Here is a 17,296-nt window from a genome sequence, read left to right on the forward strand (position 1 = left end):
CGGCCTTCAGGCCGCCCGCCATGCCCCGCGGGTGCTCGGAGGCTACACCGTTTTCCAGAAGTCTTGGATGAGTTCCTGGCGGTTGGCGTGACCCGTTTTCTGCAGAATGTTGTGCACGTGCACCTTCACGGTGGAGGGTGCCAGCGACATGGACGAGGCGATATTCTGGTTGTCCTTGTCGCGCAGGATGTAGTCGAGCACCTCCTGCTCGCGGTGGGTGAGCTGGTGGCGGCTCGCGTACACCATGAGGTCGGCGGCGGTCTGGCGATGGCGGCTCGTGTCGTCCATGACGGGCGCAGTGTGCGAGTGGATGGACAGCTGGCGCAGTGCGAAATGCCCCATCATGGCCGCACACACCAGCATGAGCAGGTTCTCGCAGTAGTTGCGCTCGGCCGACAGGACGAACGGCCCTACCTGGATGGCGTCCACCGACCAGACCAGGAAGAACAGCACGTCCTCCAGGATCATGAGCAGCCCCATCACGCCGATGACCAGGCAGTGCATCCGGTAGCGGCCCAGGCGCTGGCGCTCCACCGAATCTTGGGTGCGCAGGTAGTGCACCAGCCCGTAGACGAGGATCCACGCCAGGAAGGCGGCGCGGCAGTTGTAGTACAGGAAGCGCAGCAGCAGACTGTCGCCCGACACCGCCAGCAGGATGCAGGACGCCGCCACGAAGACGGCGATAGGGGCGATTCGAATCGCGCGCCGGCGCTCGCCGATGTACTCGCACACCATCATCCAGAAGGCGCCCAGAAAACCGGTGCCGGTGGCCATGGTGAGAAACGAGCGCAGGAAGTAGTAGTCGGCGCCCAGATCGATGAAGGAGCGGGCCGCGAAGTCATCCTGCAGGATGGAGGCCACATCGAGGAAGTAGAACAGAAAGCCGAGGGACGCGTAGAACATGATCTTCTGCCGCGAGACGAGGAATGCCGAGAGGCAGACGGCCGAGGTAAGCACGGAAACGAGAATGACCAGAAGGGTTTCGTAGAACAGCGTCAGTCCCATGGACTTATCTCTCCCGCCTCATGTAAAAAAATCTACCAGCCGCCGCCCATTATAGACCAATGGAACGATTTGGGAACGAAATTTCGCGGCTTCTTGAGCGCTTGACAGTTTATCGATGCCGATTCGCATAATTTTTCTTGACGATAAGTCAATAAAATGTTAGCGAAAAAATCCTATCTGATCTCGTGTTTACCTCAAGTTTAGAGGGCGCCTTTTTCCGGTAGGCGCAACTTAAACCTCCTCCTACACCCAGTTTAGACCTATCGCCTCGCGCACCCATGCTCCACATTGGGCTCATGGAAGCATCGCATGGACGTGCGATGGGCCGTGGAGGGAAACCACGGCAGCCGGCACACGACGGGCGCCATGGTGGCGCCAGATCGGAGAGCTTTATGCAAGGAGTAAACGTCAAGAGCGAGATCGGGAACCTCAAGAAGGTCATCCTCCATCGCCCGGGGAACGAGCTTTTGAACCTCACCCCGAACACCCTGGAGGAGCTGCTGTTCGACGACATCCCGTTCTTGGAGGTGGCCCAGGCCGAGCACGACGCCTTCGCCGACATCCTGCGCAACGAGGGTGTGGAGGTCGTCTACCTCGAGGATCTGATGGCCGAGGCCCTGGATACCGATCCGGCCCTGCGCGAGAAGTTCCTGAACCAGTGGATCTACGAGGCCGGCATCCGCACCGACCTGTATACCGACATCATCAAGGACTACATCAACTCCGAGTACGCGGGCACCAAGGACATGGTCATGAAGACCATGGCCGGCATCAACCTGCAGGAGCTGCCGCAGCAGCACACCAACCTGCTGGTGGACATGGTGTCCGACCGCACGAAGCTGGTGTGCGCCCCCATGCCCAACCTGTACTTCACCCGCGACCCCTTCAACATGATCGGCAACGGTGTGGGCATCAACCGCATGTACAGCCAGACGCGTAATCGCGAGACCATCTACGGCGACTACATCTTCAACTACCATCCGGACTTCAAGGACGTGCCGCAGTACTACAGCCGCGAGAACACCTTCCACATCGAGGGCGGCGACGTGCTGAACATCAACGACCATGTGCTGGCTATCGGCATCTCCCAGCGCACCGAGCCCGACGCCATCGACCAGCTGGCCCACAACGTGTTCAGCGACCCCACGTCCACCATCGACACCATCCTGGCCTTCAACATCCCGGTGTCCCGCGCGTTCATGCACCTGGACACGGTGTTCACCCAGATCGACTACGACAAGTTCACCATCCACCCCGGCATCATGGGCCCGCTGACGGTGTTCGAGATCACCCCGGACGGCAACGGCGGCACCAAGATCCGCGAGCGCGACGAGGACCTGGAGTCCATCCTGACCGACTACGTCGGCCAGCCCGTGCAGCTGATCCCCTGCGGCGGCGGCGACCGCATCGCGGCCGAGCGCGAGCAGTGGAACGACGGCTCTAACACCCTGTGCGTGCGCCCCGGCACCGTGGTGGTGTACCAGCGCAACAACGTCACCAACGACGTGCTGTACAAGAACGGCATCAACTGCCTGGTCATGCCGTCGGCGGAGCTCTCCCGCGGCCGCGGCGGCCCGCGCTGCATGTCCATGCCGGCCTGGCGCGAGGCCCTGTAGGGAGATACCGCCCGCACGCGGTTCCCTCATTAACATGTTCGTTGGCGGCCGAGTCGGGAGGGGCCCGGCCGCCACTCCCATAAGGAGATTCTCATGGCAGAGACAAAGAAGAAGAAGCGCGCGAGCCTTTCTTCGTTTACCATTTTGCTGATCATCCTCGTGGTGCTCGCCGTCGTTACCGTCATCATGTCCGCTTGCGGCGTGGAGGGTGTCGAGGGCGCTACGCTTTCCGGGGTGCTCACCGCTCCGGTGTTCGGTTTCCAGGACGCCATCGGCGTGTGCCTGTTCGTTATGATCTTGGGCGGTTTCCTCGGCATCGTGACCGAGACCGGCGCGCTGGATGCCGGCATCGCTGCGCTCGTGCACAAGCTGAAGGGCAACGAGCTGGTGCTTATCCCCATCCTGATGGCGATCTTCTCCATCGGCGGCTCCACCTACGGCATGTGCGAGGAGACGGTGCCGTTCTACCTGCTGCTTGCCGCCACCATGGTGGCCGCGGGCTTCGACAGCCTGACCGGCGCGGCGGTCGTCCTCCTGGGCGCCGGCTGCGGCGTTCTGGGCTCCACAGTGAACCCGTTTGCCGTGGGCGTGGCCGTTGACGCGCTGTCCGGCGTGGGTATCGCCGTGAACCAGGGCATCATCATCGTGCTGGGCCTTATTCTGTGGGTGGTGACGCTGGTCATCTCCATTATCTTCGTGATGCGCTATGCCAAGAAGGTTATGCAGGACAAGGGTTCCACCTTCCTGTCGCTGCAGGAGCAGCAGGCCATGATGGACGAGTGGGGTCTGAAGGAGTCCGAGGAGGAGGCTGCCGACGGCCAGGCCGCGGCCACCCCGAAGATGACCGGCCGCCAGAAGGCGTCCCTCATCGTGTTCGCCCTCACCTTCGTCATCATGATCGTGTCGTTCATTCCGTGGGAGGATCTGGGCTTCAACGGCTTCGTGGCCGGCTCGTCCTACGAGGAAGTGACCACCACTGTGGCCGGCGACGAGGTCATCGCCGCCTACGACGAGGCCAACGGCACCACCACCGAGGTTGCCGCTCCCTTCGAGGCGACGTCCGTGTCTGAGGAAGAGGTCACCCCGGCCTGGTCCTCGTTTTTGACCGGTGTGCCGCTGGGTCAGTGGTACTTCGACGAGGCATCCACCTGGTTCCTGCTGATGGCGCTGGTCATCGGTCTTATCGGCGGCGTGTCCGAGAGCCGCTTCGTGAAGGCCTTCATCAACGGCGCCGCCGACATGATGTCGGTCGTGCTGATCATCGCCCTGGCCCGCTCCATCACCGTGCTGATGGCGCAGACCGGCTTGGACATGTGGATCCTGAACAACGCCGCCGCCGCGCTGGCGGGCATGTCGGCCATTATCTTCGCACCGCTGTCGTTCCTGCTGTACGTGGTGCTGTCGTTCCTCATCCCGTCCTCGTCCGGCATGGCCACGGTGTCCATGCCCATCATGGGCGGTCTGGCCAGCCAGCTGAACTTCTCCGTGGAGACCATGGTCATGATCTACTCCGCCGGCAACGGTCTTGTGAACCTGTTCACCCCGACCTCCGGCGCCATCATGGGCGGTCTGGCCCTGGCCAAGGTGGAGTACTCCACCTGGCTGAAGTTCGGCGCTAAGCTGTTCGTGGTCTTGGGCGTCGTATGCATGGTCATCCTGACTGCGGCGATGCTCATCCTTCCGGGAGGCGCCGCCTAGGCTGTCAACCAAACCGATACCAGCCTTGCCGGCTGTTATCCTTCCTGAGGGGCGTCCGCATTGTCGGGCGCCCCGCCTGTTATGGGGGCGGCAGAGCCTCTTTGCGATTGGCAGGAGGGAGGTGCATCATATATATGTAGAGCGTCGGTGAACGGTGGGAAAATGGGGAAGAAAATCATTGACGGACGCTGGGCACGCTGGTAAGATATCGCCTTGCGTTTAGTCACATTCAAGGAGATACATACATGTACGCAATCGTGAAAACGGGCGGCAAGCAGTACAAGGTCGCCCCCGGAGACAAGATCAACATCGAGAAGCTCGACGTGGAGCCCGGCGACAAGGTGGAGCTCGAGGCCATCTGCGTGGTGGACGGCGACAAGGTGGAGGCCGACCCGGCCAAGGCCGCCAAGACCAAGGTCGTGGCTACCGTGCTGGAGCAGTTCAAGGGCGACAAGCAGTTGGTCTTCAAGTTCAAGAAGCGCAAGAACTACAAGAAGCTGCGCGGTCATCGTCAGAACCTGACCCGCGTGAAGATCGAATCCGTCGGTACGGCCAAGGCCGAGTAAACGGGTTAGGAGGAACATCTCATGGCACACAAGAAAGGCTTGGGCTCTACCCGTAACGGTCGTGACTCCCATGCACAGCGACTCGGCGTGAAGAAGTTCGCCGGCGAGGTTGTGAAGACGGGCAACATCATCGTGCGTCAGCGCGGCACCCACTTCCATCCCGGTGAGAACGTGGGCCGCGGCAAGGACGACACCCTGTTCGCCCTGTGCGACGGCACTCTGAAGTTCACGCGCGGCCAGAAGCGCAAGATCCACGTGATCCCGGCCGAGCAGACCGCCTAAACGCTTTAGTTTCAACGACTGCGTAACATCAAGCGCTCAAGCAATGCCCTCTGAGATATCAGGGGGCATTGTTGTATCTCCGCAGTTGTGGCGCCGGGAGTGCGTGATCGGCGCCCGCTGATCGCTTTATCCCCTTCCGAACGCGGCAAAAGAAACAGCGAAGATGACGCACATTAGTCGGTACTATCCCGACACATCTGCTGCTGAAGTGGAAGCTGTTCCTTAACAGCCGCGTTCTCCAGGGGGTGATCAGAGGTCGTCGATCACGCACTCCCGGCGCCACCTCGACAGGTTCTCTGCGATAGTGTGCGATAATCTGCACACTGACCGATAAGGAAGGCTCCTATGTTCATCGATAAGGTTCGTATCAATGTGAAGGGCGGCAATGGCGGCGCTGGCTGCATGTCGTTTCGCCGCGAGGCCCATGTGCCCAAGGGCGGTCCTGACGGCGGCGACGGCGGCCACGGTGGCAACGTGGTGGTGCAGGCCGATGCCGGCGTGTCCTCGCTCATTGAGTACCGCTTCAAGCACCACTTCAAGGCCGAGCGCGGTACTCATGGCAAGGGCAGCCGTATGCACGGTGCCACCGGCGAGGACTTGGTGCTGAAGGTGCCCGTGGGCACCGTGGTGCGCGAGTACTTCGAGGACGAGCGCGAGGTGGGCGAGATGATCGCCGATCTGACCCACGACGGCGAGAGCGTGGTGGTGGCACGCGGCGGCATGGGCGGCCGCGGCAACATTCACTTCGTCACGAGCACGCGGCGCGCCCCGGCTTTCGCCGAGCTGGGCGAGCCGTCGGAGGAGCGCTGGATCGAGCTGGAGATGAAGCTCATGGCCGATGCGGCGCTCGTGGGCATGCCGAGCGCGGGGAAGAGCTCGCTTATCGCGAAGATGAGCGCGGCGCGCCCGAAGATCGCCGATTACCCGTTTACCACCTTGGTGCCGAATCTGGGCGTGGCCACCTCGGGCGATCTGTCCTTCGTGGTGGCCGACATTCCCGGGCTCATCGAGGGCGCCCATGAGGGCAAGGGCCTGGGACATGAATTCCTGCGCCATATCGAGCGCACGGCGCTGATCGTGCAGATCGTGGACCTCACGGGCGACTGGGAGGGTCGCGATCCTTTGGAGGACTACGAGATCATCAAGAACGAGCTGGCCGAGTACGCGAGCGACTTGGCAGCGCGCCCGCGAATCGTGGTGGCCAACAAGATAGACGTGCCCGGCACCGAGGAGGTCTGCGAGAAGCTGGCCGAGCGGGTGCGCGAGGATTCCATCGCGGCAGCCGGGGGCAACGAGTTTGTGGAAAGCCCCATCGACCCGAAGCTGTACCGCATCAGCGCGCTGACGGGGGCCGGCGTGGATTCCCTGAAGGCGGCCATTGCCACCAAGGTGCACGACCTGCGCGAGGCGGCTCGTGCGGCGGCCGCGGCCGATATCCAGTACGAGCATGTGTGGGAGCTGCGCCGTGAGGCCCGCGAGAAGCGCTTCGACATCACCTGCGAGGGCGAGAACGCCTATCGCGTGTCGGGCGTGCAGGTTGAGCGCATGGTGGTGCAGACCGACTGGGAGAACGAGGAGGCCATCGCCTTCTTCCAGCACCGCTTCAAACGCCTGGGCGTGGATACGGCCCTGGAGAAAGCCGGAGCCCGCGACGGCGACGAGGTGCGCATCCTGGGCTTCTCCTTCGCCTTCGAGTCGCCCAAGACCCACGCCGACGACATCTACGCGGAATTGGATCTGTAATGGCGGCGGTGCAGGAGGCGGCCCGGCGCCGCCGGCTGGTGGTGAAGATCGGTTCGGCCACGCTGACCACCTCGGAGAGCTCCATCGATTACGGGTTTCTGGATGATCTGGCTGCCCAGATAGAGACGGTGCGCCAGGCGGGTTGGGATGTGGTGGTGGTCACTTCGGCCGCTATCGCCTGCGGCCTGGAGGCCTTGGGCATCGCGAAGCGCCCCACGGACATGCCCAGCCTGCAGGCGGCGGCGTCGGTGGGTCAGAGCGCGCTTTCCACGGCCTACGCCGAGGCCTTCGGCGCAAAGGAGATGCTGACGAGCGTGGTGCTGCTCACGCGGCGCGACACGGCCGATCGCACGGCCTACCTGCATGCCCGCGATACGCTGAACCGGCTGCTGGAGCTGTCGGTGGTGCCCATTGTGAACGAGAATGACACGGTGAGCGTGGAGCAGATTCGCTTCGGCGACAACGATACCCTGGCAGCGCTGGTGGCCTGCCTCATCGATGCCGATCTGATGGTCATCCTGTCGGATATCGACGGGCTGTACACCGCCAACCCCCAGGTGGATCCGACGGCTCAGCTGATCGAGCGCGTGGACCGCGTGGACCGCGATATTCTGGCGGCGGCCGGCGGTGCCGTGTCGGGCGTGGGCAGCGGCGGCATGATCACCAAGATCAAGGCCGCCCGGGTGCTGATGGCCGCCGGTATTCCCCTGGTCATCTGCCAGGGGCGGCGACGCGACTGCATCGTGGACGCCGCCCGGGGCGCCTCGGTGGGCACGTTGTTCACTGCGCCGGAGCGCCCCCACGAGATTACGCCGAAGAAGCTGTGGATTGCCCTGGGAGACGCCGTGCACGGTACGCTGGTGGTCGACGAGGGGGCCCACGCGGCGCTCGTGGAGCGCGGCAAGTCGCTTCTGCCCGTGGGCATCCGCGCCGTGGAGGGCCACTTTGATTACGACGATATCGTGGATGTGGCCGACGGCTCGGGCCATGTGTTCGCCCGTGGCCGCGTGACCGCCGGCAGCGACCTTCTGGCGCTTGCGGCGGGGAAGAGCCGCGAGGAGCTGGCGGCCAACGCCATTCTGTCGGTTTTGGCGGACAAATCGGTTATCCACCGCGACGACCTGGTGTTGTTTGAGTAGTGCTGTGACGTTGACCGCGCGAGGCGCCCCGCCGGAGGCCCCTCGCGCGCAGATTCCGCAGTCTCGCAAATGCTGGTTCCGTTCGCCCTACGGGACGAACGGCCCTGTCGACGCTGCGGCTCCGACAGGCACCTGCCCTTGCCCCTTGTTTTGGGCACGGCGTTGCGCGAAGGCAACTTGGCCCAAAGGCGGGGCAATTGCAGGCACCTGTCGAAGCCTCGCTGACATAGACTGGTCCTGCGAGAAGATGCAGGAAGCAGAGAAAGGGTCATTATGGGTATAACAGAGGATGTTGTTCTTCTCGCGAAGAGCGCGAAGGCGGCCAGTGCGAAGCTGGCGGTGACGACGGCCGAGGAGCGCAATGGGGCGCTGGCGGCTATGGCGGGCGCCTTGCGCGCCCATGCGGCCGATATTGTGGAGGCCAACGAGGGCGATATGGAGGCGGCCCGCGCGGCCGGCACGTCCGAGGCGCTGCTCGACCGGCTCATGCTGGACGAGGACCGGGTGAGCGCCATGGCCGACGCGCTGGACGACCTGCGCGCGCTGCCCGATCCGCTCGGCGTGGTGTCGCTGGAGTCGGAGCTTTACAACGGCATACAGCTGCGGCGCGTGAGCGTGCCCTTGGGCGTGGTGGCCATGGTGTACGAGGCGCGCCCGAACGTGACGGCCGACGCGGCCGGGGTGTGCGTGAAATCGGGCAACGCCTGCGTGCTGCGCGGCGGCAGCCTGGCGGCCCGATCGAACGAGGCCATCGCCGATATTCTGGCGGCCGCCGCCGTTGAGGCGGGACTGCCCGAGGGCTCCATCTGCGCCATCACCACCACCGACCGCGCCGCCACCGACGTGCTCATGGAGCTGCACGGGTTGGTGGACGTGCTCATTCCCCGCGGGGGCGCGGGTCTTATCCGGCATTGCGTGGAGCACGCGAAGGTGCCGGTCATCGAGACGGGCACGGGCAACTGCCATGTGTATGTGCATGCCTCGGCCGACCCGGCGTGGGCCCATGACATCATCATGAACGCGAAGTGCCGCCGCCTGGGCGTGTGCAACGCCGCCGAGACCCTGCTCGTGGACGAGGACATCGCGCCGACGGTGCTGCCGCCCATCCTGCGCGATCTGCTGGATACGGGCATCACGGTGCACGGCGATGCTGCCGTGCTCGCCGTGGCGCGCCAGGTCGGGCTGCCCGTGGCCGCGCTGGCCGACGAGGCCGTGCCTTCGGTGGTGCCCGCCACCGAGGAGGACTGGGCCACCGAGTATTTGGGGCCGCATCTGGCCGTGCACGTGGTGGGCGGCGCCCAGGAGGCCATCGACCACGTGAACCGCTATGGCACGAAGCATTCCGAGTCCATCGTGGCCACCGACGAGGCGGTCATCGACGACTTCCTGGCCCAGGTGGATGCGGCGGCCGTGTACGCCAACGCCTCCACGGCCTTCACCGACGGCGGCCAGTTCGGTCTGGGTGCCGAGATCGGCATCTCCACCCAGAAGATCCACGCCCGCGGCCCCTTCGCCGCCGACGCGCTTACGTCCTACAAGTACGTGCTGCGCGGTGCGGGCCAGGTAAGGGCCTAGGCGCTGTGGATACTGCTGTCGAGGCGTTGGCTGCGCGGGCGGCCGCGGGCGGCCTGACGCGCCTGGGCGTGATGGGGGGCACCTTCGATCCGGTGCATCTGGGGCATCTTGTATGCGCCGAGCAGGCGCGGGAGGCTTTGGGGCTGGATGCGGTGGTGTTCGTTCCGACGGGCCGGCCGGCCTTCAAGCAGGACCGCTCGGTGACCGACGGCGCGGTGCGCCTTGCCATGGTGCGAGCGGCCGTGGCCGGCAACGATGCCTTCTGTACCAGCGCGCTGGAGGTGGAACGCGCTGGCATCACCTATGCGGCAGACACGCTGGAGGAGCTGCGGGAGGCGTTGCCGGCGACGGTGGAGATCGTCTTCATCACCGGGGCCGATGCGGCCCTCAGTCTGCCGCGTTGGCGCCGCAGCGACGACCTGTCCCGCTTGGCCGCCTTCGGCGCGGCCACGCGCCCGGGTTTCGCCCTGGGGGCAGAGGCGGTGGAGAATTTACGGCGGTGCGGCTTCGATGTGAGGCCCTTCGCCGTGACGGGCATCGATGTCTCGTCCTCGGATATTCGACGCCGCATTGCCGCGGGGCGCACCGTGCGCTATCTGGTGCCCGAGGCCGTGCGGGCGATCATCGAGGAGCATCAGTTGTATCGAAAGGAGGCCGATGGTGGCCGATTGGCGCAGTGACGAGTTCTACGGGCAGCGCCGCGAGGAGCTGGCGAGCCGGGTGGGACCACGGCGCTTTGCCCACAGTTTGGGCGTGGCCGAGACGGCGGCGAAGCTGGCGCGTCGGTACGGGGCCGACGAGCGGGCCGCCCGCGTGGCGGGGCTGCTGCACGATTGGGACAAGGGCTACGACGACCCGGGCATCTTGGCGCGGGCCGACGAGCTGGGGATGGAGCTGACCGACGAGCTTGCCGCCATGCCGCGCGTGCTGCACGGCCTTACGGCGGCCGTGGCGCTGGGACGGCAGTTCCCGGAGCTGCCGCCTGAGGTTCTGACGGCAGTGGAGCGCCACACCCTGGGCGAGGTGGACATGGGGGATCTGGACATGATCCTGTATATCGCCGATGCCCTGGAGCCGGGGCGCAAGGGCAAGAAGGTGGAGAAGCTGCGCGCCCGGGTGGACGAGCTTGAGCTGCGCGAGCTGTTCCTGGAGGTGTACGCCTATTGGGTGCAGCTCATCATGGAGCGCCGCCACCCCGTTTATTCCCGGACTACGGAAATCTGGAACTCCTATATGCCCGAGCAGGAGGTCTACCACGCCGAGGCAAATCCCGATCCCATTCCCTACGGTCGCCCTTAGCAATCGAGCGGGGGCGGTCCGAAGGTTCTCGGAGCGAGGACGCTCGCAGGTCTCCGCGCGCCCTCTCCCGAGCCGTCTCCCAGAGGGATTTGTGCTAAGGTATGCAAGCAAAACAGACTTTCCCGAAAGTGAGGATAATCATGACCGACGCCGTTGCCGAGCAGGCCGCCTTCTCCCGGAAGTGCGCCATTATCGCCGCCCAGGCCGCCGATGAGAAGAAGGCCACCGACATCATGGTGCAACAGGTGCGCGAGTTGATCGGCGTGACCGACTACTTCGTCATCGTCACGGCCGCGAACTCGCGCCAGGTGGACGCCATCATCGACGAGATCGAGGACAAGCTGCGCGAGGATGCGGGCATCAAGCCGAGTCATCGCGAGGTGTCGCCGGACGGCAGCTGGTCGCTGCTCGATTACGGCAATATCGTGGTGCACGTGTTCATGCCCGAGACGCGCGAGTACTACCGCCTGGAGGCGCTGTGGAACGACGCGCCCACCATCGACCTCGCTGTCGAGGCGGGTCTTACCGACTTGCAGTACTCCGACCGCATCGCCAAGCTGCTGTCCCAGGGCCGCTAGACCGTCTGTGGGCGGCTTCGCGGCCGCCAGTCGTGAAGAAGTCGTGGGAATGCCGCCGCGCCGCGCCGTCGTTTTCGCGGCGGCTGCCGCGGCGGTTGCCAGATGCAGCCTGACGATGGCTGCCCACGCGCCTGCGCAAGAGCCGCGCCCCCGCTGTCGATGCGGGGGCGCTTTCGGTTTCGCGGGTTGCGCGCCGCCTGATGCCGGCTGCCGACCTTCCTGTTGCCATACCTGTAGATTGCCTGATGGAAGGCTGTTTCCAACGAGCGGGAGCGGCGAAGCGCGACGATGTTCCGTGACCGCTTGCATCCTGTCGTCCGAGCGCCTAGGATGGCCGCCGTTGCAAACGACCAACGGCGAAAGGAGCCGGAAACCATGTCCCGCTTCATCCTTCAATCGGCCTGCCGGGGGCGCTGCCCTGCCGGTGCGGCACCCCGACGTCATGTGAGCCGCCCCCATCTTATCTCGCGCCTGCTGTCCGACCGCCGGGCCCTGCGGGTGCTGTCGGCGCCCGACGGTTTCGGCAAGACGGCGCTGGCCTGCGAGTATGCCGAAGTGGTGTTCGGCTTTCAGCGGGTGTTCTGGGTCAACGGGCAGTCTCCGTGCTTTCTGCGCGACTTGGACGCCGGCGTTATCGTCGCCAGCTTGCTGCAGGAGGCCGGGGCCTGCGCGCTGGTCGTGATCGACGATATGCCCTGGATGGACGAGACGCGCGCCCAGAGCTTCGGCCTTTTGGCGCAGGAGCTGCTGGATGCCGGGGTGGAGGTGCTGGTCACGGCTACCCCCGGCTGCGACTGTCTGGACGGGCTGGAGGTGTCCTGCCTGCGGATTGCGGGGCGCGATCTTTTGGTAGCCGATGACGAGAACGAGGGCGGAGCCCTCGGTGCGGTCTGCTCCCCGGGCGATCGCATTCCCTGTCTGCACTGGTCGGAAAGAGGCGAGGCGTGCCTGGTGGCGGGCATCGCCCGCGAGCCGTTGCCCGCCGACTTTCGCCTGGCCTTGTGGGTGATGCTGGCCCTGGGCCGTGGCGATCGGGAGGACGCCGCGCTGTTCTTGGGCCAGGCCCGTGCCCGCGAGGCCTGGGATTACCTGGCGCCGCGCTATCCCTTTGCGGTGATCGACGGGGACGATGGCGCCTTCGAGGCCGTGCCGGTGGCCCCGGCGGTTTTGCGCGAGGGGCTGGGCGGCTGCTTCGAGGAGGCGGCCGCCGCATCGGTTCAGGGGGACCGGGACGCTCTGGCCTTGGCTGCGGCCCGCTGGCTGATCGGCGCCGGCCGGGCGTCGCGGGGCGCCCAGCTGATGGGCGCCTTCGCCTCGAAGAGCGCGGTGGCGGCCTGGCTTCCCCGCGAAGGGGCTCAGCTGCTGTGGCAGGGCGCTGCCGCGCCCTTGTGCGAGCTGCACGACCGTGTGTGCCGCCAGCGCGTAGCCGACCGCTCGGCGGTGAACGCGATGATGGCCGGCGCCTTCGCCCAGATCGGTGACGACCGGGCCGTTCTGGAATTCGCGCGCAAGGCCCTGGGCACTTCCGCGGTTCCGTCGCGCTCCGGTGCCGCTGCGGCGTTGGCGGCCCATCGGCGCGGCAATCGCGCCACGCGCACGGCCATGGGGGAGGCGCTGGCGCGGTGGCGCGAGCACAACGGCACCGAGAGCGCGGCTGCCGGTGGGGAAGATGCCGCCTTGGCGCTGCTGGTGGATGTGGCTCTGGCCGAAGAGCGGCCCCACGAGGCGCTGCGGGCCTGGGTGACGGCCTGCACGGCCGGCGGGGAGGTGCGCTGGGACGGGGACGCGTGGCCCCAGGGACTGTTGCTGGCGGCCGCATGGACGATCGACGCCCTGGCCGCCACCGGCGTCTTCGAGCCGCGTCACGGCGATCCGGCTTTCACCGCCGCACCCGATTTCGCCCTGCTGGCATCGGTGACTGCGGGCGCGCTGGACGACTTGGCCGCCAGCGGTGTGCTCGGCTGGGGCGGAACGCGCGCGGCTCAGGCCCTGGAGCGCATCGAGGAGGCTCTGCGCGCCGCCGATCTGCCCGTCGTGTCCCGCGCGGCAATGCGCGTCTGCGCTCGGGAGGAAGCCGAGCGTGCCGCCCTGGTCGCCGCGTACGGCCGCCGTCGTTCCCAGAGATCCCTTAGCATGGCCCCGGCGCCCGGTGCCGTTTCGGGCATCGGCCGCCGGCCGGCCGAGACGGCCGTGCCCTTGCTGGCGCCTCCGCTGCACGTGCGCTTGTTCGGCGCCATGACGGTGCGCATCGGCGACGCGGAGGTGTCGTCCCGCATTCTTGCCCGCAAGAAGGCGCGTCTGCTGCTCGCGCTGCTCGTGCTGTATCGCGGCCGCGAGCTGACCCGTGAGGCGCTGGTGTCCATGCTGTGGCCCCAGGCCTCGCCGCGCACGGGGGCGAAGAGCTTCTATCGGCTGTGGGCCGAGCTGGCCGATCTGCTGTCGGTGGACGGCCACTGCCCCTATCTTTTGCGAGACCACCACCGCTGCCAGGTGAACCCCGCGCTGTGCACGAGCGATGTGATGGAGTTCGAGGCGTTGGGGCGTACGCTGCTGTTCGGGTTGTCGGGCGCGGCGACCGGTTGGGAGAACGTGCTCTGCCAGGTGCAGGAGTCCTTTAGCGGCGAGCTTCTGCCCGACGAGGACCACTGCGAGGTGGTGGCCGATTTCCGTCGGCGCTACGCCACCGAGTTGGTGGACGGCCTGGTGGCGGCGTCGTGCCGCCTGCGGGCGGCCGGCGAGCTGCAGGGCGCGCTGTGGTTCGCCCGCGAGGCCCTGCGCCGCGACGGCACGCGCGAGGATGTGTACGCCTGCCTGATGGCCGTGCAGATGATGGCGGGGCAGCGCGGGGGCGCTCTGGACACGTTCTTCGCCTGCCGCGATTACCTGGCCGGCGATTTGGGGTTGGACCCGTCTCCGCAGATCATGGACTTGTACCATCGCCTCATCGAGGGCGGCCCGGCGGTTCGGGCGGCCCGTCAATTGTCATGAGATTGATGCTTAGCGATAAGGTCATTGATGGTACTATGACGAAGACTACCTTGCAGGTAGGCTTATTCGCTGCCCGTGCGCACTGGGGGAGGTGCTCGGGCCCGTTTGAAAGGGGGTGTGCCATGGAGGCTCTCGCCGATGTGGCTGTGCTGTCGCGTATTCAATTCGCGCTGACGGTGGCCTATCACTTCCTGTTCGTTCCGTTGTCCATCGGGCTGGGACTCATCTTGGCCATCAACGAGACGCGTTATTACCGCTCGCGCAAGCCGGAGGACGCTGCGGCGACGAAGTTCTGGGTGAAGGTGTTCACCGCGACCTTCGCCATCGGAGTGGCCACGGGCATCACCATGGAATTCTCCTTCGGGACGAACTGGGCGAACTACTCGCGGTTCGTGGGCGACATCTTCGGGGCACCCCTGGCCGCCGAGGCGCTGTTCGCCTTCTTCCTGGAGTCCATCTTCCTGGGGGTGCTGCTGTTCGGCCGCAAGCGCGTGAGCCCGCGGTTCTACATGGTGTCCGCATGGCTCGTGTGGGCGGGCTCCTGCCTGAGCGCGCTGTGGATTCTCATTGCGAACTCGTGGATGCAGACCCCGGCCGGCGGCGAGCTGAACGCCGAGGGCACCGAGGCGGTCATCACCGACTTCTTCGCTGCGGCTTTCAATCCCTCCATCTTCGCGCGCTACACCCACACGGTTGATGCCCTGCTTATCATGGGCGCCTTCGTGGCCATGGCCGTGGCCGGGTGGTATCTGCTGAAGGGGCGCCACAAGGACTTCGCCATGAAGACCATGCGCATCGCCGCGGTGGTGGGCATCGTGACGTCCTGCACCATGATCGTGTTCGCCCATGCCTCAGCCGTGGTGGTGTGGGAGGAGCAGCCCACCAAGTTGGCCATGATGGAGGGCATGTACGACTCCGAGGTGCCCCCGCTGTACGCCGTGGGCATCGTGGACGAGCAGGGCCAGGAGGTCATCGCGCCCTTCGCCATTCCCGGCGGCACGAGCTTTTTGGCTACGGGCAACTTCGATACGGTGTATCCGGGCCTCAACGAGCTCGCCCAGACCGAGGAGTACGGCGACATGGTGGTTGAGGACATGCCCGTGGGGCTCGTGTTCCAGAGCTACCACCTCATGGTGGCCATGTACGGCCTCATCATGCTGACGAGCATCCTCGTGCTGGTGTTCACCTTCAAGGGCGGCCGCATTGCGCGCATGCGGTGGCTGCAGTGGGCGGCGGTGCTGTCGCCTATCTGGCCGTTTATCGCCATCCAGACCGGTTGGATCACCGCCGAGGTGGGCCGCCAGCCCTGGGTGGTGTACCCGAGCGTGACCGGGCCCGACGGCGTGGCGCTGCTCACGGCCGACGGCATCTCCATGTCGGTGTCGGCACCGGAGCTGTGGCTGACCATCGGCCTGTTCGTGCTGGTGTACGCCGTGCTGCTGGTGGGTTGGGCCCGCGTGGTGGGCCGCTTCATCAAGGAGGGCCCGGTGGTTGAGGACGCTGCGCAGGACGACGCCGCGGTGGCCGTGGCGGTGGCCGCTGCGCCTGGTGGCGCCGTGGTGCTGGAAGAGGCCGTGGTCGCCCGGGGCGACGAGGCTGCGAAGGGAGGCGAGTAGTCATGTTCGAGTTCTTCGGCGTGTTGTGGTTCTTCCTCATCTTCGTGCTCATCGCCGGCTACTTCGTGCTGGACGGGTTCGATCTGGGCATCGGCGTGTTGTCGCCCTTCATCGCGAAGAACGACGGGGAGCGCGCCGTGCTGCGCCGGGCCATAGGCCCGGTGTGGGACGGCAACGAGGTGTGGCTGCTCACGGCGGGCGGTGCGCTGTTCGCGGCCTTCCCCGACGCCTACGCCACCACGTTCTCCGGGTTCTACCTGGCCGTGATGCTGGTGCTGTTCGGTCTTATCGTGCGCGCGGTGTCCTTCGAGTTCCGCGCCGGGGACCCGGCCTGGGCGAAGCTGTGGGACGGCTGCTTCTTCGTAGGCTCGCTTTTGCCGGCGCTGCTTCTGGGCGTGGCCGTGGGCAACATCTTCGCCGGCATTCCCATGGACGGCGCCGGTGATTACGCGGGCGTGCCCCTGCTGGGGCTCATCACCCCCTTCACGCTGCTGACGGGACTGCTGGGCCTGGTGATGTTCCTGGCCGCCGGCGCCGCCTGGGCCGCGCTGAAGGCCCCGCTGCCCAGCGAGCTGCGCGACCGCGCCGTGCGGCTGCGCATGCCCCTGCAGGTGATCGCGCTGGTGCTGTTCGCCGTGGTGTCGGTGATGGCGCTGGCGCTGGTGGGCACCGAGATGGATCCGGCTCTGGGCGCCCTGCGCTGGCTGTTCGCCGCCCTCGTGGTGGTGGGTCTGGCCGCCTCTGTGGTGGTGGGCCGCTTCCAGGGCGACGACCTGAAGGCGTTTTTGGCCCAATCGGCGGCGATGATCGCCCTGGTGGCGCTTCTGGCCTGCTCGATGTTCCCCGTGCTGGTGAATGCGACGCCCGATTCGGTGGGGCCGGCCATCACCATCTTCAACGCCGCTTCCTCGGAGTTGTCGCTGATGTGGATGACCATCATCCTGTGCATCGGGTTGCCGCTGGTGCTGGTGTACCACGTCATCGTGTACCGTACCTTCCGCGGCCGCGTGAAGCCGGAGGATCTGACGCACTACTAGGGGCCGCTGCTCCAACTGCCGTTTGGCGATCGTGGGGCCGGGGCGTGTAGTCCCGGCCCCTTTTATCGGGGGTCATCCTCCTTCTGCGGGGGCGTTGCCTTCGTTGTGGCGGGGGCTCGGTTTCCGATGGGGCAAGCGGAGGCGTTCAAGGGTT

At 65.9% G+C, this 17,296-nt stretch carries 14 protein-coding genes; 13 read left to right on the plus strand and 1 reads right to left on the minus strand.

The window, feature by feature from the left end; genetic code table 11:
• Positions 1–42: 42 nt before the first annotated feature.
• Positions 43–1,005, minus strand: coding sequence for a helix-turn-helix transcriptional regulator (locus VIN30_RS09375; protein ID WP_338211086.1), 963 nt, complete (start codon positions 1,003–1,005; stop codon positions 43–45).
• A 392-nt stretch (positions 1,006–1,397) separates the two neighbouring features.
• Between VIN30_RS09375 and arcA the strand changes: the two genes are divergently transcribed.
• From arcA to cydB, 13 genes are all read left to right on the plus strand, one after another.
• Positions 1,398–2,621: an arginine deiminase gene (arcA, locus tag VIN30_RS09380; protein ID WP_338211088.1), complete on the plus strand. Its 1,224-nt coding sequence runs from the start codon at positions 1,398–1,400 to the stop codon at positions 2,619–2,621.
• Between the two features lie 93 nt (positions 2,622–2,714).
• On the plus strand, positions 2,715–4,319 hold the full coding sequence (locus tag VIN30_RS09385) for a YfcC family protein (RefSeq protein WP_338211090.1): 1,605 nt from the start codon (positions 2,715–2,717) through the stop codon (positions 4,317–4,319).
• Between the two features lie 245 nt (positions 4,320–4,564).
• Complete coding sequence (gene rplU / locus VIN30_RS09390) at positions 4,565–4,885, plus strand: 50S ribosomal protein L21 (protein ID WP_016309052.1); 321 nt, start codon at positions 4,565–4,567, stop codon at positions 4,883–4,885.
• A gap of 21 nt (positions 4,886–4,906) precedes the next feature.
• The gene (rpmA, locus tag VIN30_RS09395) at positions 4,907–5,167 is read left to right on the plus strand and encodes a 50S ribosomal protein L27 (protein ID WP_028027279.1); all 261 of its coding nucleotides are present in this window, start codon (positions 4,907–4,909) and stop codon (positions 5,165–5,167) included.
• A gap of 345 nt (positions 5,168–5,512) precedes the next feature.
• A complete protein-coding gene (gene obgE / locus VIN30_RS09400) occupies positions 5,513–6,910 on the plus strand; it encodes a GTPase ObgE (protein ID WP_326424131.1) in 1,398 nt (465 codons plus the stop codon).
• Positions 6,910–8,049 carry a glutamate 5-kinase gene (gene proB / locus VIN30_RS09405; RefSeq protein WP_338211095.1) on the plus strand — a complete coding sequence of 380 codons (1,140 nt, stop codon included), beginning with the start codon at positions 6,910–6,912 and terminating at the stop codon, positions 8,047–8,049. Before obgE ends, proB begins: the two co-directional genes overlap by 1 nt.
• Positions 8,050–8,322: 273 nt before the next feature.
• Positions 8,323–9,624, plus strand: a complete 1,302-nt coding sequence (locus VIN30_RS09410) for a glutamate-5-semialdehyde dehydrogenase (RefSeq protein ID WP_338211097.1) — start codon at positions 8,323–8,325, stop codon at positions 9,622–9,624.
• A 5-nt stretch (positions 9,625–9,629) separates the two neighbouring features.
• A complete protein-coding gene (gene nadD / locus VIN30_RS09415; RefSeq protein WP_338211099.1) occupies positions 9,630–10,304 on the plus strand; it encodes a nicotinate-nucleotide adenylyltransferase in 675 nt (224 codons plus the stop codon).
• A complete protein-coding gene (yqeK, locus tag VIN30_RS09420) occupies positions 10,282–10,923 on the plus strand; it encodes a bis(5'-nucleosyl)-tetraphosphatase (symmetrical) YqeK (protein ID WP_338211101.1) in 642 nt (213 codons plus the stop codon). The genes nadD and yqeK overlap by 23 nt, the downstream gene beginning before the upstream one ends.
• Positions 10,924–11,063: 140 nt before the next feature.
• Complete coding sequence (gene rsfS / locus VIN30_RS09425) at positions 11,064–11,501, plus strand: ribosome silencing factor (protein WP_338211103.1); 438 nt, start codon at positions 11,064–11,066, stop codon at positions 11,499–11,501.
• Between the two features lie 375 nt (positions 11,502–11,876).
• The gene (locus VIN30_RS09430) at positions 11,877–14,489 is read left to right on the plus strand and encodes an AfsR/SARP family transcriptional regulator (RefSeq protein ID WP_326424137.1); all 2,613 of its coding nucleotides are present in this window, start codon (positions 11,877–11,879) and stop codon (positions 14,487–14,489) included.
• Between the two features lie 122 nt (positions 14,490–14,611).
• Complete coding sequence (locus VIN30_RS09435; protein WP_338211106.1) at positions 14,612–16,105, plus strand: cytochrome ubiquinol oxidase subunit I; 1,494 nt, start codon at positions 14,612–14,614, stop codon at positions 16,103–16,105.
• 2 nt (positions 16,106–16,107) lie between these two features.
• Positions 16,108–17,142: a cytochrome d ubiquinol oxidase subunit II gene (gene cydB, locus VIN30_RS09440; protein WP_338211107.1), complete on the plus strand. Its 1,035-nt coding sequence runs from the start codon at positions 16,108–16,110 to the stop codon at positions 17,140–17,142.
• The last annotated feature ends 154 nt before the right edge of the window (positions 17,143–17,296 follow it).

Origin of the sequence: Adlercreutzia wanghongyangiae, assembly GCF_035989245.1 — a bacterium.
Classification (GTDB): domain Bacteria; phylum Actinomycetota; class Coriobacteriia; order Coriobacteriales; family Eggerthellaceae; genus Adlercreutzia; species Adlercreutzia wanghongyangiae.